This window comes from Arthrobacter sp. UC242_113, assembly GCF_044054585.1.
GTDB lineage: Bacteria > Actinomycetota > Actinomycetes > Actinomycetales > Micrococcaceae > Arthrobacter.
The window spans coordinates 58,412-83,051 of the sequence record NZ_CP171968.1 but is presented as its reverse complement, the minus strand read 5'-3'; the positions used below and the strand labels follow the sequence as shown (position 1 = coordinate 83,051).

24 protein-coding genes, 1 tRNA gene and 2 riboswitches are annotated in these 24,640 nt (G+C 67.7%); of the genes, 11 read left to right on the top strand and 14 right to left on the bottom strand.

The genetic code is table 11. The features are described from left to right. Positions 1–14: 14 nt before the first annotated feature. A complete protein-coding gene (locus ACHMXB_RS00375) occupies positions 15–890 on the bottom strand; it encodes an inositol monophosphatase family protein (protein ID WP_395405039.1) in 876 nt (291 codons plus the stop codon). A gap of 73 nt (positions 891–963) precedes the next feature. Between ACHMXB_RS00375 and ACHMXB_RS00370 the strand changes: the two genes are divergently transcribed. Then, positions 964–1,608 carry a hypothetical protein gene (locus ACHMXB_RS00370; RefSeq protein ID WP_395401767.1) on the top strand — a complete coding sequence of 215 codons (645 nt, stop codon included), beginning with the start codon at positions 964–966 and terminating at the stop codon, positions 1,606–1,608. A gap of 49 nt (positions 1,609–1,657) precedes the next feature. Here the strand turns inward: ACHMXB_RS00370 and ACHMXB_RS00365 are convergent, their stop codons facing one another. Beyond that, positions 1,658–2,440 (bottom strand): hypothetical protein, encoded by a 783-nt coding sequence (locus ACHMXB_RS00365; RefSeq protein WP_395401765.1) that lies wholly within the window; start codon positions 2,438–2,440, stop codon positions 1,658–1,660. 87 nt (positions 2,441–2,527) lie between these two features. On the opposite strand from ACHMXB_RS00365, the gene ACHMXB_RS00360 reads away from it, so the two are divergent. The 3 genes from ACHMXB_RS00360 to ACHMXB_RS00350 all read left to right on the top strand — a co-directional run bounded on the left by ACHMXB_RS00360 (position 2,528) and on the right by ACHMXB_RS00350 (position 3,542). Then, a tRNA-Arg gene (locus ACHMXB_RS00360) sits at positions 2,528–2,600 on the top strand. Position 2,601: 1 nt separating this feature from the next. Beyond that, complete coding sequence (locus ACHMXB_RS00355) at positions 2,602–3,141, top strand: DUF6314 family protein (RefSeq protein ID WP_395401763.1); 540 nt, start codon at positions 2,602–2,604, stop codon at positions 3,139–3,141. Beyond that, entirely contained in the window at positions 3,138–3,542 is a 405-nt protein-coding gene (locus ACHMXB_RS00350) for an NUDIX domain-containing protein (protein WP_076798721.1), read from the top strand. Before ACHMXB_RS00355 ends, ACHMXB_RS00350 begins: the two co-directional genes overlap by 4 nt. A 103-nt stretch (positions 3,543–3,645) precedes the next feature. On the opposite strand, the gene ACHMXB_RS00345 is transcribed toward ACHMXB_RS00350, so the two are convergent. Together ACHMXB_RS00345 and ACHMXB_RS00340 are read right to left on the bottom strand one after the other, a co-directional pair. Then, positions 3,646–5,559 carry an ABC transporter ATP-binding protein gene (locus tag ACHMXB_RS00345; RefSeq protein ID WP_395401762.1) on the bottom strand — a complete coding sequence of 638 codons (1,914 nt, stop codon included), beginning with the start codon at positions 5,557–5,559 and terminating at the stop codon, positions 3,646–3,648. Continuing rightward, on the bottom strand, positions 5,556–7,220 hold the full coding sequence (locus ACHMXB_RS00340) for an ABC-F family ATP-binding cassette domain-containing protein (RefSeq protein ID WP_395401761.1): 1,665 nt from the start codon (positions 7,218–7,220) through the stop codon (positions 5,556–5,558). Before ACHMXB_RS00340 ends, ACHMXB_RS00345 begins: the two co-directional genes overlap by 4 nt. A 194-nt stretch (positions 7,221–7,414) precedes the next feature. Between ACHMXB_RS00340 and ACHMXB_RS00335 the strand changes: the two genes are divergently transcribed. The 7 genes from ACHMXB_RS00335 (at position 7,415) to ACHMXB_RS00305 (ending at position 13,037) form a co-directional block, all read left to right on the top strand. Further along, entirely contained in the window at positions 7,415–8,170 is a 756-nt protein-coding gene (locus ACHMXB_RS00335; RefSeq protein ID WP_395401759.1) for a hypothetical protein, read from the top strand. Next, entirely contained in the window at positions 8,167–8,901 is a 735-nt protein-coding gene (locus ACHMXB_RS00330; RefSeq protein ID WP_395401757.1) for a hypothetical protein, read from the top strand. The genes ACHMXB_RS00335 and ACHMXB_RS00330 overlap by 4 nt, the downstream gene beginning before the upstream one ends. Before the next feature lie 35 nt (positions 8,902–8,936). After that, a complete protein-coding gene (locus tag ACHMXB_RS00325; RefSeq protein WP_395401755.1) occupies positions 8,937–9,698 on the top strand; it encodes a hypothetical protein in 762 nt (253 codons plus the stop codon). Then, positions 9,695–10,432 (top strand): hypothetical protein, encoded by a 738-nt coding sequence (locus tag ACHMXB_RS00320; protein ID WP_395401753.1) that lies wholly within the window; start codon positions 9,695–9,697, stop codon positions 10,430–10,432. Before ACHMXB_RS00325 ends, ACHMXB_RS00320 begins: the two co-directional genes overlap by 4 nt. 288 nt (positions 10,433–10,720) lie before the next feature. After that, the gene (locus ACHMXB_RS00315; RefSeq protein WP_395401751.1) at positions 10,721–11,554 is read left to right on the top strand and encodes an amino acid ABC transporter substrate-binding protein; all 834 of its coding nucleotides are present in this window, start codon (positions 10,721–10,723) and stop codon (positions 11,552–11,554) included. Then, a complete protein-coding gene (locus ACHMXB_RS00310; protein WP_395401749.1) occupies positions 11,555–12,220 on the top strand; it encodes an amino acid ABC transporter permease in 666 nt (221 codons plus the stop codon). It begins immediately after the preceding gene. Continuing rightward, positions 12,207–13,037 carry an amino acid ABC transporter ATP-binding protein gene (locus ACHMXB_RS00305; protein ID WP_395401747.1) on the top strand — a complete coding sequence of 277 codons (831 nt, stop codon included), beginning with the start codon at positions 12,207–12,209 and terminating at the stop codon, positions 13,035–13,037. The genes ACHMXB_RS00310 and ACHMXB_RS00305 overlap by 14 nt, the downstream gene beginning before the upstream one ends. 176 nt (positions 13,038–13,213) lie before the next feature. On the opposite strand, the gene ACHMXB_RS00300 is transcribed toward ACHMXB_RS00305, so the two are convergent. The 10 genes from ACHMXB_RS00300 to ACHMXB_RS00255 all read right to left on the bottom strand — a co-directional run bounded on the left by ACHMXB_RS00300 (position 13,214) and on the right by ACHMXB_RS00255 (position 24,601). Further along, complete coding sequence (locus ACHMXB_RS00300) at positions 13,214–16,315, bottom strand: alpha-mannosidase (RefSeq protein WP_395401745.1); 3,102 nt, start codon at positions 16,313–16,315, stop codon at positions 13,214–13,216. A gap of 176 nt (positions 16,316–16,491) precedes the next feature. Then, the gene (gene fdhD / locus ACHMXB_RS00295) at positions 16,492–17,364 is read right to left on the bottom strand and encodes a formate dehydrogenase accessory sulfurtransferase FdhD (RefSeq protein WP_395401743.1); all 873 of its coding nucleotides are present in this window, start codon (positions 17,362–17,364) and stop codon (positions 16,492–16,494) included. Positions 17,365–17,426: 62 nt separating this feature from the next. After that, positions 17,427–18,983, bottom strand: a complete 1,557-nt coding sequence (locus ACHMXB_RS00290; protein WP_395401741.1) for a molybdopterin molybdotransferase MoeA — start codon at positions 18,981–18,983, stop codon at positions 17,427–17,429. After that, entirely contained in the window at positions 18,980–19,327 is a 348-nt protein-coding gene (locus tag ACHMXB_RS00285; protein ID WP_395401739.1) for a DUF6457 domain-containing protein, read from the bottom strand. The genes ACHMXB_RS00290 and ACHMXB_RS00285 overlap by 4 nt, the downstream gene beginning before the upstream one ends. A 36-nt stretch (positions 19,328–19,363) precedes the next feature. Next, positions 19,364–19,957, bottom strand: a complete 594-nt coding sequence (locus tag ACHMXB_RS00280) for a molybdenum cofactor guanylyltransferase (RefSeq protein WP_395401737.1) — start codon at positions 19,955–19,957, stop codon at positions 19,364–19,366. 35 nt (positions 19,958–19,992) lie between these two features. Beyond that, positions 19,993–20,493 (bottom strand): HNH endonuclease, encoded by a 501-nt coding sequence (locus ACHMXB_RS00275; RefSeq protein WP_003804664.1) that lies wholly within the window; start codon positions 20,491–20,493, stop codon positions 19,993–19,995. Between the two features lie 222 nt (positions 20,494–20,715). Continuing rightward, complete coding sequence (locus ACHMXB_RS00270) at positions 20,716–21,504, bottom strand: NlpC/P60 family protein (RefSeq protein WP_395401735.1); 789 nt, start codon at positions 21,502–21,504, stop codon at positions 20,716–20,718. A gap of 102 nt (positions 21,505–21,606) precedes the next feature. Further along, the gene (locus ACHMXB_RS00265) at positions 21,607–22,209 is read right to left on the bottom strand and encodes a C40 family peptidase (protein WP_395401733.1); all 603 of its coding nucleotides are present in this window, start codon (positions 22,207–22,209) and stop codon (positions 21,607–21,609) included. 160 nt (positions 22,210–22,369) lie between these two features. Beyond that, positions 22,370–22,554, bottom strand: a riboswitch (cyclic di-AMP (ydaO/yuaA leader). Between the two features lie 122 nt (positions 22,555–22,676). Next, positions 22,677–23,501 (bottom strand): M23 family metallopeptidase, encoded by an 825-nt coding sequence (locus ACHMXB_RS00260; protein ID WP_395405037.1) that lies wholly within the window; start codon positions 23,499–23,501, stop codon positions 22,677–22,679. An 11-nt stretch (positions 23,502–23,512) separates the two neighbouring features. Next, positions 23,513–23,754, bottom strand: a riboswitch (cyclic di-AMP (ydaO/yuaA leader). Positions 23,755–23,905: 151 nt separating this feature from the next. Continuing rightward, positions 23,906–24,601, bottom strand: coding sequence for a metal-dependent transcriptional regulator (locus ACHMXB_RS00255; protein WP_395401731.1), 696 nt, complete (start codon positions 24,599–24,601; stop codon positions 23,906–23,908). Positions 24,602–24,640 lie beyond the last annotated feature (39 nt).

The following is a 24,640-nucleotide window of genomic DNA, read 5'->3' as shown; positions in this document are numbered from 1 at the left end:
AACCGGCAGGAAATCTAGTCGACAGAGCCTGACTCAAGCGCTGCGCGCAACTGGTGCACCGCCGTCGTTCCTCCCGCCATGAACCATTCCAGGCCGTTGACGTGAACGGTGCCGGCCATGCCGCCGGCGGCCGTCACGATCGCCTTTCCGGGCAGCCAGTCCCATTCGGGGCAGCTGTGCTGGAACCAGCAGCCAAGCTGCCCATCGGCGACGCGCCCCAGGTCACAGGAGCCGGACCCGAGCATCCGCAGCGTTGCGGCCGACGTCGCGGCGGCGTGCCACGGCATGGCGCACATTGGGTCGGCGAGCCAGCGCGGGTGGATGTAGGTGGCGGCGCCGAGGTGGGAGAGGTCGACGGCGTTGCGGTTGGTTCCGTCCTCCTTGAAGGTGGTGACGGGTTCGCCGTTGAGGGTGGTGGCGCGTTGCCTGCCGCCGATCCAGAGCTTGTCCTCCTCGGGCTGGAAGATGGCCCCGAGCAGCACATCCGATTCGTCCTTGAGGGCGATGGCTGAGCACCAGTAGGTGGAGCCCTGCAGGAAGTTGTAGGTGCCGTCCACCGGGTCGATGACCCACGTCCGCCCACTGCTGCCGTGCACCGCGGCGCCTTCTTCGCCGAGAACGCCGTCGTCCGGGCGGCAGCGCTGAAGCTGCTCCAGCACATAGGCTTCCGCCGCATGGTCCGCGGCTGTGACGACGTCGGAGATGGAGGTCTTGCGCTGGGCGTCGAGGCCGCCCTGCCGCATCAGCAGCGCCAGCTGCCCGGCCTCACGGACCAGCTCGGCCGCCAGCTCGTAGTCGTCGAGCTCGGGGCTCAGGTTGGTGGCGCTGTGTTTGCCAAGTTTGTGTCTGCCCAGTTCCGTCACGGTTCCCACCCTATCGGCGCCGGGCATGCCCTGCACAGCAGCGGCGGGGCACAGTAGCGGCGGGCGGCAGAGCCGGAGGGCGGCGGGCGATAATGGACGCATGGCCAAAACACCTGCACAGCGGATCAAGAAGCACGGCGCGAAGGCCGCAGTACCCCAGCACCACCTGCCGCCGGTAATCAACCCCGGCACGGACCGGTCTCCGGCGAAGGCCCAGAACAACGCCAACCTGATCGTCATCGCCGGCGTTGTGGCCAGCCTGTTCCTGTTCTGGTACATCCACCTGCTCACGCTGAACCAGCTCACCCAGCTTTCCGGCGGCCTGGCCATCCCCGATTCCCTGGTGGGCGGCTTCGACACCGGCTACGCCGATCAGCTGCGCCGCGCTTTGGACGGGGACGCCCGCGGCCAGCTCAACTACGTCCACAAGACGGCGGGCACCCTGTTTCCGCTGATCTTCGCCTTCACCTGGCTGCTTCTGATCGGCACCAACGTGGCAAAAAAGGCGCTGCGCTGGGCACTCTGGGCGCTGCCACTCCTGTTCGTGGTGGTCCGGCTGTGGGGCAACGTCACCATTGATTCCATGATCGCGGCGGTAAACCTCGACGCCGGCCAGGTCGCCTTAGCGTCCGGCCTCACCGTGGCCGGCTGGGTACTGTTCGTGGCCAGCCTTCTCGCCGGCGGCGCCGCCGTGTTCCTGGGGCGACGGTCCTCGAAGGAAGCCGCCGGGCCTCCGGCCGTCTAGGCGCTCTGGGCCTCAGGCCGTCTAGGCGCTCCCGGCGGCCCAAGGGAGCCTAGGCCCTCCGGGCCGCCTGGGCCCGGGCGAAGGCCCTGCGCACCTGCCGTTCCTGCCGGACACGCTGCGCGACGACCAGACCGGCGGCCGCGAGGCCAATCGTGATGGGGTAGCCCATCAGCCGTTCCAGGGTTCCGGGCTCGGGAACGTCCAGGCCGGTAACGCCCGCCGTGACAAGTGCCGCCGCGGACACTCCGCCGGCGGCCAGAATAAACCAGCCGAGCGGCGTTTGCCGGAACCACAAGGCGCCGAGCAGCAGCAGCGCCAGGGAGCCGGCGATGAAGTACATGACGGCGCCCGCGTAGTGCCAGCCGGATTCCAGGTCCTCGGGGACCAGCCCCACGACGATCGTTCCGGCGCCTGCGGTCCCGGTCAGGATCCGCGCCGCCACGGCCGTGTACCACGGCACTTCCCCGGCATGGCTGGCCATGACCCGCACCCTGGCCCGGGCGGCCACCCGCAGCAGCGCCGAGCTCAGCAGCAGCGCGCCAAGCAGCATCCCCAGCCCCTGAACCACGAAGGAGGCGTTCATCAGCACGTGCAGTGGCGAACAGATGCTGCGGCCGCCGTAGAGCCCGCAGGTAATGGCACCCAGGTCGCTGATGAGGCCGGTCCGCCGGCTGTAGGGGGCGGATCCGGCCCAGGCACCGATGACGGCAGCCTCCGCCACGAAATACTGGACGACGCTGAGCACCGCCCACGCCCCGATGTACTGCCGTGTGGAGGCGGTGTCCGGCAGGAACGTTGCGCGGGCGGTGGGGACTTCAGCTGCAGCGGCCATGCCAAGAGCGTAGTACGCGCGCTCACCTTGTATGCTTGTAAGCGTGCCCGAACGGGCCGGTCCAAAACCCGGCTGCGGCGGGCACCCGCCCTCGTAGCTCAGTGGATAGAGCACGGCTCTCCTAAAGCCGGTGTCGTTGGTTCGATTCCAATCGAGGGCACTTGAATCTGCAGCACCCTTCCGGGCTCCGCGACTATCTGCTGGGCGCACCGCCGGTGGATCCCTCATCCCCTGGCCTTCCGCCCGCTTGCTACTGGGCAGTGGAGCGGACCATGCTGGACCGGGCCGCGGGCACCCGCGGTACCTTTGCCGGCGTCGTGATCTTTTCCCCCGACGGCGACGGCGGGCTCCGCTTCCACGAGGAGGGGACCGTGGTTTGGCCTGCCGCCGACGGCGACACCTTCTCCGGCCCGGCCACCCGCGATTACCTGCTCAGGCCCGCGGACACGCCGGACGCCATGGACATGCTGTTTCCCGACGGGCGGCCGTTTCACCGCATGAGCTTCTCGCCGGCGGCCAGCCAAGACCAGCACTGGTGCGATCCTGACACTTACCGCGTCACCTACGTACGTCATGGCGAGGACCGGTTCAGCTACGTCTGGGATGTCACTGGCCCGCGCAAGAACCTGCTGCTGGAGTCCGTGCTGCGCCGGCTGCCCGGAACGGCGATGGCTGTGGACGGGCTAGGCTCGAAACCGTGAATCCGCGCATCATCGTTTCCGCCGTCTGTGTCTACGACGCCGCGGGCCGGCTCCTGACCGTCCGCAAACGCGGCACGGACAAGTTCATGCACCCCGGCGGCAAGCCCGAGCCCGGCGAGACCGCGGTGCAGGCCGCCGCCCGGGAGCTGCAGGAGGAAGTCGGCATCATTGTCGATCCCCGCGAACTGACCCTGATGGGCGTGTGGCTGGCCGATGCCGCCAACGAGGCTGCCACGGAGATCGAAGCCACGGTCTTTACGGCGCCGGGCACCTGGGTGGCCCACCCCTCCGCTGAGATCGCCGAGATCCGGTGGCTGGACCTCGCGGCGGAGTGGCCCGGCGACCTAGCGCCGCTGCTCACGGACCACATACTGCCGGCGCTGGCGGAATCCGGGCGCTGACCCCGGCGCTCACGTTGGACTTGGCGCCGAGGCGTGAGATCTTGTCGCTTAGGGCTTGGCTAAGCGACAAGATCTCACGCCTCGATGGGCGCCCGAAGAAGCGTCAGTACTCCGGGACCGCTTCCTCCGCTACGGCTGTGGCCTCGGCGAACTGGGTTCGGTAGAGCTCGGCGTAGCGGCCGTCGGCGGCCAGCAGCTCGGTGTGTGTTCCGCGTTCCACGATCTGGCCGTCCTCCACCACCAGGATGGCGTCGGCGGCACGGATCGTCGAGAGCCGGTGGGCAATGACAACGGCGGTGCGGCCTTCCAGCGCCGCCCCTAGCGCCGCCTGCACGGCGGCCTCGTTGGTGGAGTCCAGCGCGGCGGTGGCTTCGTCGAGGATGACCACGCGGGGCTGGGCGATCAGCAGCCGGGCGATGGTGAGCCGCTGGCGTTCGCCGCCGGAGAGCCGGTAGCCGCGCTCCCCCACCACGGTTTCCAGGCCGTCGGGAAGGGAACGGATCATGGCTTCGAGCCGGGCCTGGCGCAGCACCGCCCACATGTCCTCGTCGGTGGCCTCCGGACGGGCGAGCCTGAGGTTCGAGGCGATGGTTTCATGGAACAGGTGCCCGTCCTGGGTGACCATGCCCAGGGTGGCGCGGATGGAATCGAAGGTCAGGTCGCGCACGTCCAGGCCGGAGGCCGGCGCGGTGCCGCCGAGGCGCACGGCGCCGGAGTCGACGTCGTACAGCCGGGACAGCAGCTGGGCCACAGTGGACTTGCCGGCACCGGAGGACCCCACAAGGGCGACGGTCTGTCCCGGTTCCACCCGGAAGCTGAGGCCGTGCAGCACTTCCTCGCCGCCGCGGGTGTCCAGCGTGGAGACCTCCTCCAGCGAGGCCAGCGAGACCTTGTCCGCCGAGGGGTAGGAGAAGCGCACGTCGTCGAACTCCACGGCCACCGGACCGGGCGGGACGGCCAGCGCACCCGGCTTTTCCTGAATGAGGGGCTTGAGGTCCAGGATTTCGAAGACCCGTTCAAAGCTGACCAGGGCGCTCATGATCTCCACGCGGGCGTTGGACAGCGCGGTGAGCGGCGCGTACAGGCGGGTAAGCAGCAGCGCCAGCACCACGACGTCGCCGGGGGCGAGCTGCCCGCCGATCGCCAGCCAGCCGCCCAGTCCGTAGACCAGGGCGAGGGCCAGGGCGGAGACGAGCGTCAGCGCGGTCACGAACGTGAACTGGAGCATGGCCGTCCGCACGCCGATGTCGCGGACCCGGCCGGCGCGAAGCGCGAACTCGCGGGATTCCTCGTCGGGCCGGCCGAACAGCTTGACCAGGGTGGCGCCGGGGGCGGAGAAGCGTTCGGTCATCTGGGTGCCCATGGCGGCGTTGTGCTCGGCCGCCTCGCGGCGCAGGTCCGCCAGCCGGGAGCCCATCCGCCGGGCGGGGATGAGGAAGATCGGCAGCAGAATCATGGCCAGCACGGTGACCAGCCAGGAGGTATTCAGCATCACCACAAGGGTGAGGATGAGGGCCACCACGTTGCTGACCACGCCGGACAGGGTTCCGGCAAAGGCTGACTGCGCGCCGATGACGTCGTTGTTCAGGCGGCTGACCAGCGCGCCGGTGCGGGTCCGGGTGAAGAACGCGATGGGCATTCTCTGGACGTGGTCGAACACCTTGGTGCGGAGGTCCACGATGACGCCCTCGCCAATGGTGGAGGACAACCAGCGGCTTACCATGCCCAGGGCCGCCTCGGCCACGGCCACGCCGGCGATCATGGCCGCGAGGCGGATCACCTCGCCGGCATCGGCGCGGGCAACGATCGTGTTGACCACCTGGCCGGCGAGGACCGGAGTAGCCACGGCCAGGAAGGCCATGGCGACGGAGACGGCCACGAACGCGATCAGCCGTCCCCGGTGCGGCCGGGCGAAGCCCATGACGCGCTTCAGGGTCTCCTTGGAGAACGGCCGCGAGCCGCTCTTGGCCCGGGTGATGTTGTATAGCGAGCGCCAGGCGACGCCGTCCATGCTCATTTGTTTTGCTCCATCTTGCCTGCCGCCAGTTCGGTGACGACGCCGTTGTCCACGTTCCAGCGCACGTCCAGGCGGACGTTTTCCAGCAGCCGCCGGTCGTGGGTGACCAGCAGCAGGGCGCCGTCGTAGCTTTCCAGTGCTTCCTCAAGCTGCTCGATCGCGGGGAGGTCCAGGTGGTTGGTGGGCTCGTCCAGGACCAGCAGGTTCACACCGCGGGCCTGCAGCAGGGCCAGGGCGGCGCGGGTCCGCTCCCCCGGCGACAGCGAGTCCACGGTGCGCGCGGTGTGGTCCGCCTTGAGGCCGAACTTCGCCAGCAGGGTGCGGACCTCGGCGGAGGTGTAGTCGGTCAGGACGGCTTCGACGGCGTCAGCCAGTCTGAGGTGTCCGGCCAGCAGCCCGCGGGCCTGGTCGATCTCGCCGACGGCCACGGAGACTCCGCGGGAAGCGTCGCCGGAGTCCGGTTCCTGGGTTCCCAGAAGCAGCCGGAGCAGCGTCGACTTGCCGGCACCGTTGGGCCCGGTGATGCCGATCCGCTCACCGGCGTTGAGCTGCAGGTTCACCGGCCCCAGGGTGAAGCTGCCCTGCCGGGCGACAGCGTCGCGGAGCGTTGCCACCACAGAGCTGGAGCGGGGCGCCTGGCCGATGCTGAACTGCAGCTGCCACTCCTTGCGGGGTTCCTCCACCGCGTCCAGGCGGGCGATGCGCGATTCCATCTGCCGGACCTTCTGCGCCTGCTTTTCAGAGGACTCGGTGCTGGCGGCGCGGCGGATCTTGTCGTTGTCCGGGTTTTTCTTCATCGCGTTCCGGACGCCCTGGGAGCTCCATTCCCGCTGGGTGCGGGCGCGGGACACGAGGTCGGCCTTGGTCGCGGCGAATTCCTCGTACCGTTCGCGGGCGTGCCGGCGGGCCACGGCGCGTTCCTCCAGGAAGGCCTCGTAGCCGCCGTCGTACACGGCCACCGAGTTCTGGGCCAGGTCCAGCTCCACGATGGAGGTCACGCAGCGGGCCAGGAACTCGCGGTCGTGGGAGACCAGCACCGCGCCGCCGCGAAGCCCCTGCACGAAGGCTTCCAGCTTGGCCAGTCCGTCCAGGTCAAGGTCGTTGGTGGGCTCGTCCAGGAGCACGACGTCGAAGCGGCTCAGCAGCAGGGCGGCGAGCGCCACGCGCGCGGCCTGGCCACCGGACAGCCCGGTCATTTCGGCGTCGGGGCCGACGTCCAGGCCCAGGTCCGCGAGGGCTGGCGCGATCCGTTCGTCCAGGTCCGCGGCGCCGGAGGCCATCCACCGGTCAAAGGCCATCGAGTAGGCATCGTCGGCCCCGGGAGCTCCCGAGCCGAGGGCCTCGGCCGTGGACTCCATCTCTGCGGTGGCTTTGGCGCAGCCGGTGCGGCGGGCGATGTAGGCGGCGACGGTTTCTCCGGCGAGCCGTTCGTGTTCCTGCGGCAGCCAGCCCACAAAGGCGTCGGCCGGTGCGAGGCTGACCGTGCCGTCCTGTGCCTGGTCAACCCCTGCCAGGAGCCGCAGCAGTGTGGACTTGCCTGCACCGTTGGCGCCGACCACGCCAACAACGTCCCCGGGAGCCACCGTGAGGGACAGCCCGGAGAAGAGGGTGCGGTGATCATGACCGCCCGAAAGGTCCTTCGCAACAAGGGTTGCAGTCATCAATCCATCCTCTCACCGCTGCCCGTTTTCACCCGAAAAATCAGGCGGGCATGAAAGAACCCGCTGGTCCGGACTTGGGGGGTGTACGGACCAGCGGGTTCGACCACTTAGCATAGTTGAAGCGGCGCGCTACGTAAAATCAAGGCCGGCGGGCCGCCACTTCGCACCGCCCGCCCGTCAGCAGAGAGCGTTCCATGCCCCTACCCGCCAAGGCCTTCCAGCGCTGGCTGCACGGCGTCGCGCCGGACGCCAGCGTGGCTGATGTGGCCAGGGCGTCAGGGGTCAAACGCACCACCCTGGCCCAGCAGCTGGTCCGCGGCAAGGTGGCCGAGGCAACCGTGGTGGGGATCAGCCGGGCCTTCAACATCAATCCTGTGGCAGCGCTGGGCTCCTTTGAGCCATACCGGGATCTGGGAAATCCGGCGATCCCGCCGACGCTGCCGGAACTGGTCAGCCAGATCGCCACCGTGGACCTGCTGCACGCCATCATCGCCCGCACCAAGCCGGACGCCGGCACAGATAAAGGCACAGGCACAGATAAAGGCACTGCGCCGCCCGGACTCAGCGCGCCGCCGCATGCCACCTCGGTGAAAAACTGGGTGGACGCGATCGACGACGGCGAGCTCCGGCATCGCGTCTCCACCGCCACCGGCGTCGCTCCCCAAAACTATTCAGCGCAATTGACCGCCAACCGGCTGGCCCCGGAACTGGCCGTCGCCACCTCCCGGGCCGCCGGCGTCGGACTCGCCAGCGGTCTGGTGGCCGCCGGGTTAGTGACCGAAGCCGAAGCCGGCTGGCCGCCCGGTGCCCGGCAAGCTGCCCTGGACAGCATGACCGACGGCGAACTGACCGTTCTGGCCGGCGAACGCCTCCAGGCGCTCGGCAAGACCTTGCGGCGGCAAGAACACGACCAACGACAAACCGAAACGATCTGGGAGAACCTCGGATGATTGAAATCCTGCAGTGGACCACCCTGATCGCGTCCGGCGCGGCCGCGCTGAGCAGAATCCCGAACCTGATCCGCCGGAAGAACAGGTCCATTTTCTACGCTCTGGCGCTACTGACACTGGCCATCCTGCTCAGCATCGACGGGCCCTACCTGGCGATCGATGGCCTGCTTGGCGGTGCGAACGTGGCCAACCTGCTGCTGCGCTTCATCATCTTCGGGGCCATCTTTTTCCTTGCCCTTCGAATTGCCGCCGGGTTCGGGGACAGCCGCGGAATCCAGCTGATACGGGGCCGCACCGGCATGCTTGCACTGGGACTGATTTCTGCCGTGCTGGTGGTCTGCTTTGCCCTGATGGACACGTCAGGATCGTCGGCGGGGCTGGTACACGTTGCGGCCAAGAATCAGCAGAACGCCCTCCTCGTGGAGTACTACGGCGCCGCCGGTCGTGCCTATCCGGCGTACGTGTGCCTCGCGATCCTGCCGGGGATGCTGCGGGCCATCCGGAGCCCGCTGCCCGTGCTGCTCCGGATGAGCGCGGCGCTTCTGGCAGTGGGCAGCATCGCGATCCCCCTTTCGCTGCTGTTCCCCCTCGTCCCCCCGGGGCTGGGGTTCCTGCGCTTCCTCGTCAACTACACAGCCATCCTGTGCTTCGTCGTCGGCCTGGCACTCATCTGGGTGGCCAGCGGCCGGGCCGGCCGGAGGCACCGGCCGCTGCCCGCCGAACGCCGCTAGTATCGTTCCATCAATCGTTCAGCAGAGAGCGTTTCATGCCCCTCCCCGCCAAAGCATTCCAGCGCTGGCTAAATGGCGTGGCACCGGATACCAGCACGGCCGACATCTGCAGGGTCTCCGGGGTCAAGCGCACCACCCTCGCCCAGCAACTGGTGCGAGGAAAGGTTGCCGAGACCACAGTCGTGAGCATCAGCCGGGCCTACAACATCAATCCGGTCGCCGCACTGGCCACCTTTGACACCTACAGCGACCTCGCCAGTTCCTCCCTGCCGCCTTCCGACAAGGAACTGGTAAGCCAAATCGCCACCGTGGACCTGCTGCGGGCCGTCATTGTCCGCACCGCACCGGCGGGCCACACCGGCACAGGCCCCACCGGCACCGGCTCCACCGGCCCGTGCCGGCCGGAACTCAGCCCGCCGCCGCATGGCACCTCGGTGAAGAACTGGGTGGACGCGATCGACGACGGCGAACTCCGCCACCGCGTCTCCGCCGCAACCGGCGTCGCCCCGCAGAACTACTCCGCCCAGCTGACCGCCAACCGGCTCGCCCCGGAACTGGCCGTCGCCACCTCCCGGGCCGCCGGCGTCGGACTGGCCGGCGGACTGGTGGCCACGGGGCTGGTGAGCGAAGCGGAAGCAGGCTGGCCGCCGGGCGCACGGCAGGCGGCCCTGGACCGGCTCAGCGACGGCGACCTAGCCGCCCTGTCCGGCGAACGCCTGCAGGCGCTGGGCAAGACTTTGCGGCGGCAGGAGCAGGACCAGGAACAGACCGAAAGAATCTGGGAGAACCTGGTATGAGCGAGATTCTCCCGTGGATAACACTGGTTGTATGCGCCGGTGCCGCCCTGGCCCGGCTCCCCAGCGCAGTGCGCGGCGTGAACCCCACCCTGTTCTTCATCTTCCTGCTGGCGACGGCCGCCGGGGTCCTGAGCATCGAACAGTTCTACGTGGCCATCGACGGTGCCCTCGGCGGCATCAACATTGCCCACGTCCTGCTGCGCCTAATTGTTTTCGCCACGATCTACCTCATCGCTGTCCGCGTCACGAAGGGGTTTGGTGCCCCTGACGCCCACCGCATGATCGCCGGGCGTCCGGGGCTGGCCATGCTCGCGATTTTCTCAGCGGCCCTCGTTACGGTCTTCCTTCTGATGGACCCCGCCGCCTCGTCAACGCGCTTCAGGGACGCCGCCGCGGCCAGCGCCAGGAATGAGGTCCTGCTGCCGTACTACTGGGCCGCCGCGCGCGGCTACCTGGCGTACGTCTCGCTGGCACTGCTCCCTGCCCTGCTCCGCAGCGTCAAGGAAAGCCTGCCGCCGCTCGTCAGGACCGGGGCGGCCCTGATGGCGGCCGGAGCGGTGGCCACTGTGGCCGGCCTCTGCCTTGAATTCGCTCCTCCCCAGCTCCTCGTCCTCGCGCCGGCGGTGAACAACGGGGCGGTGGTTTTCTACATCTCGGGCCTCGTCCTGGTCTGGCTGGCGCGCGTCAAAGCCGCCAGCCGCGGAGGTCACGGAACGTCATCTACCGGAAGGTAGCAAACCGGGATTCACAAAATCATTAGACCGTGAGAGAATCATGAATGTGTGAAAGCAGTTGCTGCCTGGCTCACAAGCTGTGGCGCCTGCCGGATCACACATTGGGGGGATGAGTGGTGGCGGCCGTTGGGGACCGCCCCCACTCAGCCTTTTTAAGGGCAAGTTTAAGCCCCCGTATGATGGCGAAATAAAGGTCTTTGCCAATGCGTTGCAGGCACTGGCATCGCGGGGACCGGATCCGGCCGCCGCGATGCCTACCGCCGCAGCCTGAAGAAGAAGGTACCCGCCATGAACCGTGTCCATTCCCGCCGCTCCGCTCTTGCAGCCACCCTCGCCGGACTGGCACTGGCTTTGACGGCCTGCGGCGGTGGCAGCGGCGGCGGGGGTTCCCAGGCTCCGGCTGCCAGCAGCTCGGACACCTCGCTCAGCGATGTGAAGTCCAAGGGCGAGATTGTCGTCGCCACCGAGGGCACGTACAAGCCGTTCAGCTTTCACGCGGAGGGAGCCGGTGATCTGACCGGTTACGACGTCGAGATCGCCCGGGCCGTGGCCGACAAGCTGGGTGTGAAGGCCAACTTCCAGGAAACCCAGTTCGACGGGATCTTCGCCGGCCTCGACGCCAAGCGGTTCGACACCATCGCCAACCAGATCTCAATCAATGCCGAACGAAAGGCCAAGTACGACTTCTCCAAGCCGTATACCGTCTCAACGGGCGTGATCGTGACGAAGGCGGACAACGGAAGCATTACCAGCTTTGAGAACCTCAAGGGCAAGACCACAGCCCAGTCGCTCACCAGCAACTTCTACAAGTTGGCCGTGGACGCGGGCGCCAATGTGCAGTCCGTGGAGGGCTGGGCCCAGGGCGTGACGCTGGTCCGGCAGGGACGCGTGGACGCCATCGTCAATGACAAGCTGACCTACCTCGACTACGCGAAGACCAATCCGGACGCCGGGTTGAAGATCGCCGCCGAAACCACGGAGAAGTCTGAAAGCGCCTTCGTGTTCCGGAAGGGCTCCACGGAGCTCACGAAGGCGGTAGACAAGGCGCTGGACGACCTCCGCGCTGACGGGACGCTGGCCAAGATCTCCGAGAAGTACTTCGGCACCGACGTCTCCAAGTAGATGCCGTTGAACTGGGATCTCGTCTGGAGCTCCTTCGGCCCCATTGTCACGGGCGCCATCACCGGCTCCATTCCGCTGACGCTCGCTTCATTCGCCATCGGCCTCGCTCTGGCGCTGCTGGTGGCGCTGATGCGGCTAAGCCGGAACGCCGTGGTGTCCGCTATCGCGCGGTTCTACGTTTCTGTGATCCGCGGCACCCCGCTTCTGGTGCAGCTTTTCGTGATCTTCTACGGCCTGCCGAGCCTGGGTGTGAAGCTTGATCCATGGCCCAGCGCCATCATCGCCTTTTCGCTGAACATCGGCGGCTATGCCGCCGAGGTCATCAGGGCCGCCATCCTGTCGGTGCCCAAGGGCCAGTGGGAAGCCGGCCACACCATCGGTATGTCCCGGGGCCAGTCGCTGCGCCGCATCATCCTGCCGCAGGCCGCGAGGGTGTCGGTGCCGCCGCTGTCCAACACCTTCATTTCGCTGGTGAAGGACACGTCGCTGGCCTCGCTCATCCTGGTCACGGAGCTGTTCCGCAACGCCCAGCAGATCGCGGCGTTCAGCCAGGAGTTCATGGTGCTGTATCTCGAGGCGGCCCTGGTCTACTGGATCATCTGCCTGGCGCTCTCCTCCGGGCAGTCCGTGCTTGAAAGGAGACTGGACCGCTATGTCGCCCACTGACGGAGCAGCACAGGCGGCGCCCCCCGGCGCCGCATCGCAGGGCCGGCCGGTGCTGTCGGTCCGCAACCTCGCGAAGGCGTTCGGCAGCAACGTGGTGCTGCGGGACATCGACCTCGACGTGCGCCGCGGGAACGTCGTGGCCCTGATCGGGCCGTCGGGTTCGGGCAAGACCACCGTGCTGCGCTCACTGAACGGGCTGGAGACGCCCGACGCCGGGACGGTCACCTTTGCGGGTCCCGGCACCTCCGCGGGACCCGAGCTCGCGCTGGATTTCTCCGCAAAGGTCTCCAAGAAGGAGATTTCGGACCTGCGGGACCGCAGCGCCATGGTGTTCCAGCACTACAACCTGTTCCCGCACATGACCGTCCTGCAGAACGTCATTGAAGGACCGGTCCAGGTCCAGAAGCGCAAGCGGGCCGAGGCCGTGGCCGAGGCCGAAAAGCTGCTCGCGAGGGTGGGGCTGGCGGACAAGCGCGACGCCTACCCGTTCGAGCTCTCCGGCGGTCAGCAGCAGCGCGTGGGCATTGTGCGTGCCCTGGCCCTGAAGCCCCAGCTGCTGCTTTTCGATGAGCCCACCTCGGCGTTGGACCCGGAGCTCGTCGGTGACGTTTTGGGCGTCATCCAGGAACTGGCCGACGAGGGATGGACCATGGTCATCGTCACCCACGAGCTTGCCTTCGCCCGCCAGGTGGCAGACGAGGTCATCTTCATGGATGGCGGCCTGGTGGTGGAGCGCGGCCCGGCCGCCGAGGTCCTGCGGGCGCCGCGGCAGGAGCGGACGCGGCAGTTCGTCCGGCGGCTGCTGCACGAGTTCTGAGCGCCTTTAGCCGCAGCTGCCTGCTGTTGGCGCCCTGGCCTTGACTGTTTTGCCGAGAAGGGCCCCCAGCAGCAAGCTGAGCGGCCCTTTGTGGCAATTCGCGGGACCGTTCCGCCACAAGCGGCCCTATTTGGTAAATCAATGACGCCGGCAGCGGGGGCACCCCGGATGGGCCGTCAGCGGCGCGTGAGCCTCAGGGTCACCAGCTGGAACGGCCGCAGCGTGAGTTCCGCGGAGTCCGCCCCGGCCACCACACCCGTCGGCTCGACCGGCCGCTCGAGCAAGTCCACTGCCTGGATGCCCGTGGCCGGGAAGTTGGCGGTCAGGCGCCCGGCCGAGCGCTGGCCGAGTGATTCGTACAGCCGGACGATGACGTCTCCCGAGCCGTCTTCGGCCAGCTTGACGGCTTCGACCACCAGGGCCGGGTTGTCCACCGTAACCAGCGCCTCGGCCGGGTGAGCGCCGAGCACCGTCCTCGGCGCGAGGTTGGCACGGTAGCCCTCCTCCACGGCCTCGGCGATTCCCGCTGCCGGACGGACCCAGACGTCCAGCACGTGCCGGCCGCGGTCGGCCTGCGGGTCCGGGAACTTGGCAGCGCGCAGCAGCGAGAGCCTGACGGTGGTGGTGGTCCCGCCGTCGTTCCGGACAGTTCGGGCGACGTCGTGCCCGTATGTGGAGGCGTTGGCGATGGCCACGCCGTACCCGGGTTCGGCCACATGGATCCAGCGGTGCGCGCAGATCTCGAACTTGGCCGCCTCCCACGAGGTGTTCACGTGGGTTGGCCGGAAGACGTGACCGAACTGGGTTTCCGCCGCCGACCGGTCCGCCCTCAGGTCCAGCGGGAAACCCAGTTTGAGCAGCTTCTCGCGCTCCTGCCAGTCGACCTCCGTGGAGATGCCCAGGGAAGGGCTGCCCGCCGCCAGGGTGATGCGCTGGGTAATGCGGGAGGAACCGGTGAGCCGTTCCACCACGACGACGGCGTCCCCGCCGTTCCGCTCCAGCCTCACCTCTGCTGCGTCGGTCAGGCTGGTGACGTTGCGCCGGTAGAACTCGTCGATGTCCCAGGCGTCCCATTCGTTGGGGGTGTCTCGGTGCAGTTCCAGGTGGTTTCCGAACTGGCCGGGTGCGATGGCTTCGCGGCCTGTCCCGTGGTCCTGCAGCGACGCCAGGAGCCCGTTGTCATCCAGTACGGCGCGGATGATTCCGTTGTCCAGGACAAAGCCGCCGTCCAGGGGCGTTGCCTGAACTGCCTCCCGGTCCGTCGGTGCCTCCCCGTCCGTCGCTGCGTCCAGGGTTGCCGCAGCACCCTGGGTGGCCGCGGCATCCTGGGTTGCCGATGACACAGCGGCCGCGAGGGCCGGGACTCCCAGGCGGGCATGCGGGCTGGCGTTGAGCAGGAACTCCTGCGTCCCCTCCCCCAGGAGGGCCGCGGCCGCCTCGCTGATGAGGGCTTCCAGCCCCTTGGCGACGGCGGCGTAGTTGCGTTCGGCGTCCTGGTGCACCCAGGCGATGGCGCTGCCGGGCAGGATGTCGTGGAACTGCTGCAGCAGGACCAGCTGCCACAGCCGCTTCAGCTCGGCCGCGGGGTACGTGTACTCCCCGCCGGAGCGGACAGCGGCAGTGGCGCACCACAGCTCCGCCTCGCGCAGGAGGTGCTCGGACCGCCGGTTGCCCTGCTTGGTCCTGGCCTGGCTGGTGTAGGTGCCGCGGTGCAGCTCCAGGTACATCTCCCCCACCCAGACCGGCAGCGCTTTGTATTCTGCCTCGGCCTGCTCGAAGAAGCTGCGCGGCGTGCCGATCTGGACTTTCGGCGACCCTTCCAGGTCCGCCGCGCGGTGCGCGGCAGCGACCATCTCCCGCGTCGGTCCGCCACCGCCGTCGCCATAGCCAAAGGGGACGAGCGAGATGGTGCCGTGTCCGTGGTCCCGGTAGTTGCGCTCGGCGTGCGCCAGGTCCCGGCCGCTTAGTTCGGAGTTGTAGGTGTCCACCGGCGGGAAGTGCGTGAAGACGCGGGTGCCGTCAATGCCTTCCCAGTTGAAGGTGTGGTGCGGCATCCGGTTGATCTGGTTCCAGGAGATCTTCTGCGTCAGGAACCAGCGGCTGCCGGCGGCCTTGACGATCTGCGGCAGGGCTGCCGAGTACCCGAAGGAGTCCGGTAGCCACGCTTCCATGCACTCGACGTCGAACTCCTTGAGGAAGAAGCTCTTGCCTTCGACGAACTGCCGGGCCATGGCCTCACCGCCAGGCATGTTGGTGTCCGACTCCACCCACATGCCGCCCACGGGAATGAACTGGCCGGACTTCACCTTCTCCCTGATACGGGCGAAGAGCTCCGGGTAGTATTCCTTGATCCAGGCGAGCTGCTGCGCGGAGGAGCACGAGAACACGAAGTCCGGGTCCTCATCCATGAGGGCAACCACGTTGGAAAAGGTCCGGGCGCACTTGCGCATGGTCTCCCGCACAGGCCACAACCAGGCCGAATCAATGTGCGCATGCCCGGTGGCCAGCAACTGGTGGGCCGAGGCGTAGGCAGGCCTGGCCAGCACCTCCGCCAGCGCCGCGCGCCCGGCGGGCGCTGTGCCGGCGACGTCGTCCGGGTCCATGATGTCCATCATGCGTTCGAGGGCGCGGAGGATCTCGTGCCGCCGCGGCAGTTCGGTGGGCAGCTCGTGCATCAGGCCGCTGAGTGTCAGCACGTCCTGCTGGAGCTCCCACACTGCCCGGTTCAGCTCGGCGATGGCGATGCTGCCCAGCCGGTACTGCGGTTCGTTGCCCGCGGTGGCCTTGTCCCCGTACGGAGTCGGCGCGAAGCTCCAGCCTTGGGCAACATCGGGGTTGGCTGCTGCCTCCACATAGAAGTCGACGGCGAGCCCGCTGCCCAGGAGCTTCAGCGGGATGTGCTGGTTTCGGGGCGAGATGGCTTTGATGATGCTGCCGTCCGGGCGCCAGGCGATTCCCTCGCACTGGAAGCCGGGAATCTCCGTGGTGAACCCGAGGTCCACCACGATCTCCACCTCGGTATCCGGCGCGGTTCCCCAGGCATCCGGCACCTCTCCCTGAAGGCGCAGCCACTTTGTGCTCCACGGGCGCCCCCAGGCGGCACCGTGTTCCTGCGGCACGAAGTCCTGGCGCAGGGCCTCCAGAACCGGGACGGGCTCATCCGGAACGTCCCAGCTGGTCAGGTCCAGGGGCACGCTGCGCCCGTAGATGGCGGGGGTGATCCGTTCGCGGAGAAAGCGGTCCAGGCGGACTTCCGTGATCCGGCGGTCGTCGTGCAATGTGTACCTCTTTAGTACGTGAAAGCTGAAGCGGGCTGTGCTGGCTTTCGTGCGGGCATGGGCTTCGCGGTCAGCTTGGGGTCCGGGCAGATGAGCTGCCTCATGAGCGGATCAACGTTTCCATTCGATGGATAAAATCTACTGCGTGGGCGTCCGGCCGCCAAGGGGGCATGCCCCTACTGCGCCACCGGCGAAGGCGTGGAGATGCGGCCTGCACCTGCGTAGACGTTCAGGCTGGTTCCCCGACTGAACCCTGCCAGCGTCACGCCGGTGGACTCGGCCAGCTCCACCGCAAGGCTGGACGGAGCGCTGACCGCGGCGAGCACCGGAATGCCCGCCAGTGCAGCCTTCTGCACCAGCTCAAAAGAGGCCCGCCCCGACACCTGGAGCATGGTGTTCGTGAGCGGCAGCCGCCGTTCGCGCAGGGCCCAGCCAACCACCTTGTCCACCGCATTGTGCCTGCCCACGTCCTCCCGGAGGCACAGCAGCTCCGCACCGCCGTCGTCGTCAATCCTGAAGAGTCCGGCAGCGTGCACTCCCCCGGTCGCCTCGAAGACGGCCTGCGCCTCCCGCAGCTTGTCCGGCAGGGAGGCAAGCGTCTCGACCGGAACGGTGAGCGGGTCGGCGGCGGGGTTGAAGTGCGAGGACTTGGTGACCGATTCAATGGAGTCCGTGCCGCAGATCCCGCACGAGCTGGACGTGTAGACGTGCCGCCCGGTGTCCGGCAGTGGCACGTCCGGCCGCAGCTGGGCTTCGACCACGTTGAATGTCTGGATCCCGTTTTCGTCTTCGCCGGCACAGAACCTGAGCGAGATTAGCTGATCGGCGTCCCAGATGACGCCCTCGGAGACGAGGAATCCCGCCACCAGGTCGAAGTCGTCCCCGGGCGTCCGCATGGTGACGGAGTAGGAAAGGTTGCCCAGCCGGATCTCGAGCGGTTCCTCCACGGCGAGCACGTCCTCGCGGTGCCGGACCGGGAACTCCAATGCCGCGGCCGAGCCGTCCAGGACGTAGCGGTAGACCCTGCGTCGTTGCGTTACACGGCCCATGCGAGACTCCGCGCTGAGTGGCTGTTCATGCCTCCATCATTGCACCTCAGTCGAGCAGCACTTCAGTCGAGCAGGGCACTCCAGTCCACCGGCCCGCTCTGGGCTCCCTGTTTGGCGGACGCCCGGGATGCAGACTTCCGCGCCGGGCTCTTGGGTTTGGCTTCGGCGGTCTTGGGCTCAGGGATGGCCGGGCCCCACGGCAGCGCGAAAGCCGGCACCATCTCGCCGAGCTGCACGCCGTGCGGCGGCACCACCAGGACGCCGTCGGCCGACGCCAGTCCGCGCATCATGCCCGGGCCGGTGTGCTGCGCCGGCGAGGCCATGCCGTAAAGGAGCCGGAAGGGCATCAGCCGTGTGCGGCCAGGCTCGGGCTCGAGCATGGTGCCGGAGGGGACTTCCCGGACCGGCGGCAGCTGGCCATGTCCGAGGGCAGCCAGCAGCGGCGCGCCCACCGTGGACAAGGCCATCATGGCCGCCAGCGGGTTGCCCGGCAGCCCCAGCACGAAGCGCCCGTCCGGAAGTTCGGCGAGGACGGCGGGGTGTCCGGGCCGCATTGCCACGCCGTCAATGATCAGCCGTCCGCCCAGGTCAGCCACGGCACGCCTGAAGTGGTCGGTGCCGGACCGGCCCGTGCCGCCGGTGGTGACGACGACGTCGGCCGGCAGGTTCAGCGCCTCAGGCAGGCCCGAATCCTCGAGGCCCTCCAGCCATTCCGTGTAGCTGTCGCCGATGCGGACCTGTTCACGGCAAAGGCCGCCCAGCATCTCCACCACTGTGGCCAGCTGTGGCCCGAACGTGTCACGCACCCGCCCGGGCTCGGGCAGCCCCTGCTCCACCACCTCGGATCCTGTCAGCACCAGCTTCACCACCGGTTTGCCGAGCACCTCGACCTCGTCGTAGCCCGCCAGGGCGGCGAGGGCCACATGGGCGGGATTCAGCACGACGCCGGCCTTGACCAGCACATCCCCGGCAGTTGCCTCCTCGGCAGCCTTCCGGATGTGCTGGCCGTTCCGCGGTTCGCCGGGCCGGGCCGCGCCTCCCAGCGTCAGGACAGGCAGGCCGTCGTCGTCCGTGGACATCGCACCGCTCTCGGTGCGCAGCACCGCCTTGGCGCCCGGCGGAATCAGTCCGCCCGTCACAATCACGCTCGCCTCATGCGGTGCGAGACGCTGCCCCGGCTCGGCCAGGATCCACGGACCGGTTCCGTTAACCGCCCAGCCGTCCATGGCCGACGACGCATAGTGCGGCATGTCCTGGTGGGCGGTGATGTCCGCGGCCAGGGTCCGGCCCACGGCGTCACGCAGGGGCACGGGTGCTGCGGGTATCGGCGCAGCACAGTCGAAGGCGGCTTGCCGGGCCTCCGCCCAGGTGTGCGCCAGATGCTTCGCCGGCGCGTCCGGCTCGCCCTGTGCGTCCGGCTCGCCTGCGGCGGATTCGGCGCCGGCGCCGGGTTGGATATCGGCACCGGGTCCGGCGACGGGCGCAGGCCCGGCTTCGGAGGCAGGCTCGACGTCGGACGCGGCAGCAGGTGCGTCGTCGTCAGCGGGTGCATCCCCGGTGGAGGTTGCGTCCCCGGTGGAGTATGGGTCGGTAGAGCGGTGCCCGGGCGCGGCTGTCATTCCCCCGGGGTCCCGGTGGGGGCCGAAGTTCCAGCGGTGCCTGCGGCCGGGGTACCGGGAGCAGCCTGCGCCTCATCGGCGGCGTAGGCCTTGGCAACGGCACGGGCCACGTCCATGGCGCCCTGCATGGCGTGACCGTCCGGGGCCTGGCCCGCAGCACATTTGAGGCCGGTGGCGAGCCCTGCTATGAAGGTGGTCAGCGGGGCGGCGGGACGCACCACGGAGTGCGCGGCAACTCCCGCAACGGACAACACCTCGTTGATGTCCACGTCCACGTCCTCGAGCTCGAAGGCCCGCAGCAGCAGACGGCACCACTCCTCAAGCGTTTCGTCCTGGCTTTTCATGCCTGCCTCCAAATTTACGGCGGTCCGGAATGCGGGTCATTGCTCCCGGACAGCTACTCCCAACGCAGCCGCATCGTCCCAGGTGTCCACGTCGTCGGTGGAGCCGGCAGGGACAACCACAGCCTGCACGTCAAGACTAGCAAGGAGGGCGAAGACTGACCCGTGCACCAGGGCGTTGCCTGCGGCGGCAGCCTGCACGGCGCGTTCCAGCACAGCTGTGCCATAAAAACCCGCCAGCGGCTGCAGCCGCCCGTCTGCGGATGCCGCCATGACGCCGTCGGCGCCCGCGCCGGGGAGAGCGTCCACGAGGGCGCGGACAGCATCGCCCACGCGGGGCATGTCGCACGCCAGAACCAGCACCATGCCCGCAAGGTCTGCACCCCGGAGCGCGGCCAGGCCGGCCGCGATTGCCGCCGCCGGACCCGCGAAAGGAGGATCCTCACGCGCGGTGAGGACTTCACCAGGAATGCCCGCCGCCTCAGGTCCCACCACAACAGTGTGCCGGGCACCCGCGGCAGCCGCGAGGGAGCGCTCAAGGAGGGTAGCGCCGTCGTACATCAGGGCAGACTTGGGTGAGCCGCCCAGTCGCGAGGAGCGGCCGCCGGCCAAGATTATTGCGTCAAAGTCCACCCACCCAGAGTAAGCCGCGAAGGCTCAGGCTAGCGTCAGGCTGCTCTTTCCGGAAGCAGGAACGGATCCCACGCCGGTGTGGGCTTTTCCAGCTCCTTGATCTGCCACATGGTGCCCACCGGTGGCGCCGGATCGAACCGGAGCTTCCAGCCCATTTCGCTGGGCGTGTGATCACCCTTGACGTTGTTGCAGCGAAGGCAGGCTGCGACGAGGTTCTCCCAGGAGTCCGCACCGCCCCGCGATTTCGGCTGGACATGGTCTATGGTGTGGGCTGCCTTGCCGCAGTAGGCGCACCGGTGGCCGTCGCGGCGAAGCACACCGCGTCTGCTCACCGCGGTGATCATGTTGTACCGGGGGCGGATGTAGCGGTTGAGGAGAATCACGGACGGACGGCCCATGATGTCCTGCGGCCCGACGACAGGATCGTCGCCTTCGGCCACCACGCTTGCCTTTCCGGTGAGCACAAGGACCAGCGCCCGGCGGAAGGTCACTACCGCCAGCGGTTCATATCCAGCATTCAGAACGAGAGTGCGCATGCACATACCTCTTCACGGCCGCACCCGGCAGAGGCGCGAGGGCCGGCTGCCCTCTGCATGTCCGGGCTATGGATCGACACCATAAGAGTAAACACTCACTAGGCAGATGAGCGAATCGAACACAAGCATCACCATGGCGTGTCGCCGAAAATTCGTGCGGGCACGAGGCAAAAAAGGACCCCCGCCATGCTGGCGGGGGTCCTTCCGTAACGATTGGGTGTCTTAGCCGCCGACGCGGATGAAGACCGGGCCGGAGCCGACGTTTACGCTGAACAGTGCGGTGGTTCCGCCGTTCCAGCCGCCGTGGACGGCCTGGCCGTTGCCGACGTAGACAGCGATGTGGGCCAGGCCCATGCCGCCGTTCTGGTAGTAGGCGAGGTCGCCCGGCTGAGCCTCAGCAGCGCTGACGGTGCGGCCCAGGGACAGGTAGCCTGCCGGCCAGCCGTGGTAGTGGATGCCCACAGCTGCGAGTGCGTTGGTGGCCAGGGCGGTGCAGTCTTGGGAAACGCCCAGCTGCGCGTAGGCGGCAGCAGCGATTGCAGCGCCCTTGCCGCTGGCGGCAGTGGTCTTCGGCGCTGCCGGGGCAGCGGTTTCGACAGCGGCCGTGGTCTGGACTGCGGGGGTGGCTTCAGCAACCGGAGCAGCCTCAACTGCGGGGGCCGCTTCCTGGACCTTGACGACCGGCTTCGGGGCCTCAACGACGGGAGCCGGGGCGGTGGAGACCACCGGCTTCTCGTAGGAGATCGCGATGCTGGATGCAGCAGAGATGGTGGCCGGCGCAACAGACTGGACTTCCAGCGTGGAAGCCGGAACGGATTCGCGCTGAACGTTGGTCTCAGCAGCGTTGGCCGCGATGCCGCTGGTCAGGACAAGACCGGAAGCAGCAGCGATAACTGCGGCCTGGCGGCCCATGCCACCGGCGTTGTCGCCGACGGCCTTGGCAATGACAGCCAGCGAGCTGGTCTTGGTGACCTCGGCGCGGTGCCGTGCAATGGTCGCACGTGTAGTCATGAAAATGTCTCTCTTTCGTGTTCCACGGACCGCGGTAGCAGGACGTGGGTTATCGACGCGCCGGCATCTTGGGGGTAAGCCGGCCCGCCTCGAATCGGATTTTTAGCGAAGGGTGTAAAAAGCGGACGTGCCCGTTGCGGACACCGCGTGCAGCAGAGTGCCGTCCGAGGGGTTCAGCGCGCTGATCATCATGCCGTTGCCAACGTAGATGCCCACGTGGGCGCCGCCGTTCTGCATGACCAGGTCGCCGGGAGCAGGCGTGGAGGTGGGCTTCATGGCGTTCCATGCGTTGACGCGAGGAATGCTGATGCCTGCCTGAGCGTAAACCCACTGGGTGAAGCCGGAGCAGTCCCAGCCGCTGGGGGTGGTGCCGCCCCAGACGTAGGGGTTGCCGATGCCGGTGTACGCGATTGCAGCCAGTCCGGACGCCGCGGCGGATGCCGCACCATCGGTGGACTTGGCGGTGACGGCCTGGGCCGCACCGGTGCTCTCGTCGGTGGCCTGGCCTACGTCGCCCGCCTGGCCCTCATCGCTCGCCTGCGGAGCAATAGTTTCGACGACCGGGGCTGCCACGGTGGTGACGGCAGGACGCTCGAAGGAGACAGTGGCGGTGGGCGCGGCGGTCACAGCAAGCTGCGCGGCCTGGGATCCGGTCTCCGAGGAGGCGGAAACACCAATGTTGGCGTCGGCTGCGTTGGCAGGCATGCCAACGCTCAGGATGAGACCTGAAGCGGCTGCGATAACAGCTGCCTGGCGACCTACTGTGCCGGCATTGGCGCTAACCGCCTTGGACACGGAGTCCAATGGGTTCATACGAACCGTTTGCGCGCGGTGGCGCGCGGCATTGTGGCGTGAAGACACGAAGGTAGCCTCTCCCAATGCCTGCGAGGTGAGCTGTCGGATTCGGATGGGAGTGCACCCGGCCGCTCGGCTTCCTGGGAAGCTTTGCGACTTAACCCCAAGGCCTTCTTGCGAAGACCAAAATTGGTTCCCCCGCCCCTGCCAGACGATGTAATGCGAACGGACCTTGAGCGGTGGCAGAGCTAGGCAATCCACTCAAGAGCGTCAACTTCGGAAAAGTTGACGCGGTTTAGACGGTACAGCAGTTCCGAGCGAATGTCACATTCAGGTCACGGCATGTCACAGGAATGAGAGTGCTCACTCGGTTTGGCTTAGAGCCAGAGGGTGGGATCAACGACTTCCCCGTTGACCATCACCTCGAAGTGGAGGTGGCAGCCGGTGGAGGCGCCGGTGGTCCCGCTCAGGGCAATCGCCTCACCGCGGGTGACCTTTTGGCCAACCTCGACGCTGGAGGACGACAGGTGGTTGTACGTGGTCTCCAAGCCGTTGCCGTGGTCGATGACCACGCGGTTGCCTCCCCCGTACGGATGCCACCCTGAGAACGTGACCTTGCCGCTGGCCGCAGCAAGCACCTGAGTGCCGCACTGGGCGGCGAAGTCCTGGCCGCGGTGGAACTCTCCGGCGCCGCCGGTGATCGGGCTGACCCGGTAACCAAACGGCGAGGACTTGACCAGCGTGGTCAGCGGCCCGCCCAGGGTGCCCACAGAGGCCGCACGGCTGATGCTGCCGGCAGACTGGGCACTCAGGAGCTGCTTAAGCTTTCCGTCCGGGTCTCCGGTGGTGGAGACGGACGTGCGGCTGAAGTCGATCTTTGCTGCCGCTTCCGCCGAGACCTTCGGCTGGGCCGGTGCGGCGGCGGACGCGGATGCCGCTCCCTGCTGCTCTCCGGCAGCCAGGACGGGGCTCGTGGCGGGGACAGTAACAGTCAGCAGCAGGCCGGTGGCAGCAAGGGCCACTCCAGCTTTTTGCCCCACACCACTGGCCGAAGCGAAATCCGTAACCTGCCGGAACGGACCCCGACGGCGGCGGCGCGCTTCGCGCTGGGCGTCCCGGGGACGGTCCGCGGCAATGGCCTCCGCGAGGCGCGGCTCAGGAGCGGGACCGGACGCGCGGCGGCGGCCCCGGGCATTCTGCATGGACAAGTACTGCTTCCTCTCTGGATAGCCTGCGAAGTTAGCTGTCGGATTCGGGTCAGAGAGTTCAGACCCGGCCCGCCATGACAAGCCATTCCGGCACAGGGGTATCCCGGGAGGATTCCTTCTGCGGAAGAGACTTGCTGCTGCGGACTTCACCCCAAGGCTGTAGAAACAGCCGGTTGTGGTTCCCCCGCCCCTGCCAGTAGGTGACTCGTGCTACTGATCTGCTGGCAAGGTTCGGCTCCAGATCAGGTAACGCTTTTGCATCGGCGTTGCTGTTTAACTATAGGCGATTAAGGGACGCAGTAATAATTCCGTTATATTCGCTGTGCAAAAGAGGTGGGTCATCCTGCCTGCAGATGTCAGACAGGACAAAGCACCCGGCCGACCGCCGCTTTTCGGGGCTAACCCACCCTGACGAACACGTGCGCAGCGACTTCCGGCGGCAGCTCAAGGGCACCTTCGAACCCGGGCACCCGGACCGAAATGTACTCCCCCACGCGTTCGAGCGAGACGGCGGCGCCGGGCCGGATCCCGCCTTCATCCAACTGCACCAGCAACTCCGGCTCCACCTGGATGGGTTCTGCCAGACGGCTCACGGTGACCCTGGATTCCGGAGCATAGCCGGTCATGGCATCGAGCAGGTTCACCACACCGTCCGAGAACGGGCGGGCAGGCTGGCCCCCAAGCGCGGCCAAGCCGGGAATCGGGTTGCCATAGGGCGATTCCGTGGGGTGGTCCAGCATTTCGTATATCCGGCGCTCCACGCGTTCACTCATCACGTGCTCCCACCGGCAGGCCTCGTCATGAACGTAGGCCCAGTCAAGGCCGATCACGTCGGCGAGCAGGCGCTCGGCGAGCCGGTGCTTGCGCATCACCTCGGTGGCGCGCTTCCGGCCCACTTCGGTCAGTTCCAGGTGGCGGTCACCGGAGACGACGACGAGTCCGTCGCGCTCCATCCGGCCGATGGTCTGCGAAACAGTGGGGCCCGAGTGGCGGAGACGTTCGGCGATGCGTGCCCGAAGCGCCACGATGTTCTCTTCCTCCAGCTCCAGAATGGTGCGAAGGTACATCTCCGTGGTGTCGATCAGATCCGTCATTCAGCTCAGCTCCTCGAGCCCAGTATTTGTGTCCGTCCC

Bases quoted from the DNA above. Each gene is read 5' to 3' on its own strand.
- ACHMXB_RS00330 (WP_395401757.1), top strand. From the start codon at position 8,167: ATGATTGAAATCCTGCAGTGGACCACCCTGATCGCGTCCGGCGCGGCC.
- ACHMXB_RS00375 (WP_395405039.1), bottom strand. From the start codon at position 890: ATGCCCGGCGCCGATAGGGTGGGAACCGTGACGGAACTGGGCAGACAC.
- ACHMXB_RS00270 (WP_395401735.1), bottom strand. From the start codon at position 21,504: ATGACTACACGTGCGACCATTGCACGGCACCGCGCCGAGGTCACCAAG.
- ACHMXB_RS00315 (WP_395401751.1), top strand. From the start codon at position 10,721: ATGAACCGTGTCCATTCCCGCCGCTCCGCTCTTGCAGCCACCCTCGCC.
- ACHMXB_RS00325 (WP_395401755.1), top strand. From the start codon at position 8,937: ATGCCCCTCCCCGCCAAAGCATTCCAGCGCTGGCTAAATGGCGTGGCA.
- ACHMXB_RS00285 (WP_395401739.1), bottom strand. From the start codon at position 19,327: ATGAAAAGCCAGGACGAAACGCTTGAGGAGTGGTGCCGTCTGCTGCTG.
- ACHMXB_RS00255 (WP_395401731.1), bottom strand. From the start codon at position 24,601: ATGACGGATCTGATCGACACCACGGAGATGTACCTTCGCACCATTCTG.
- ACHMXB_RS00265 (WP_395401733.1), bottom strand. From the start codon at position 22,209: ATGCCTGCCAACGCAGCCGACGCCAACATTGGTGTTTCCGCCTCCTCG.
- ACHMXB_RS00260 (WP_395405037.1), bottom strand. From the start codon at position 23,501: ATGCAGAATGCCCGGGGCCGCCGCCGCGCGTCCGGTCCCGCTCCTGAG.
- ACHMXB_RS00345 (WP_395401762.1), bottom strand. From the start codon at position 5,559: ATGAGCATGGACGGCGTCGCCTGGCGCTCGCTATACAACATCACCCGG.
- ACHMXB_RS00365 (WP_395401765.1), bottom strand. From the start codon at position 2,440: ATGGCCGCTGCAGCTGAAGTCCCCACCGCCCGCGCAACGTTCCTGCCG.
- ACHMXB_RS00335 (WP_395401759.1), top strand. From the start codon at position 7,415: ATGCCCCTACCCGCCAAGGCCTTCCAGCGCTGGCTGCACGGCGTCGCG.
- ACHMXB_RS00320 (WP_395401753.1), top strand. From the start codon at position 9,695: ATGAGCGAGATTCTCCCGTGGATAACACTGGTTGTATGCGCCGGTGCC.
- ACHMXB_RS00290 (WP_395401741.1), bottom strand. From the start codon at position 18,983: ATGACAGCCGCGCCCGGGCACCGCTCTACCGACCCATACTCCACCGGG.
- ACHMXB_RS00310 (WP_395401749.1), top strand. From the start codon at position 11,555: ATGCCGTTGAACTGGGATCTCGTCTGGAGCTCCTTCGGCCCCATTGTC.
- fdhD (WP_395401743.1), bottom strand. From the start codon at position 17,364: ATGGGCCGTGTAACGCAACGACGCAGGGTCTACCGCTACGTCCTGGAC.
- ACHMXB_RS00305 (WP_395401747.1), top strand. From the start codon at position 12,207: ATGTCGCCCACTGACGGAGCAGCACAGGCGGCGCCCCCCGGCGCCGCA.
- ACHMXB_RS00340 (WP_395401761.1), bottom strand. From the start codon at position 7,220: ATGACTGCAACCCTTGTTGCGAAGGACCTTTCGGGCGGTCATGATCAC.
- ACHMXB_RS00370 (WP_395401767.1), top strand. From the start codon at position 964: ATGGCCAAAACACCTGCACAGCGGATCAAGAAGCACGGCGCGAAGGCC.
- ACHMXB_RS00275 (WP_003804664.1), bottom strand. From the start codon at position 20,493: ATGCGCACTCTCGTTCTGAATGCTGGATATGAACCGCTGGCGGTAGTG.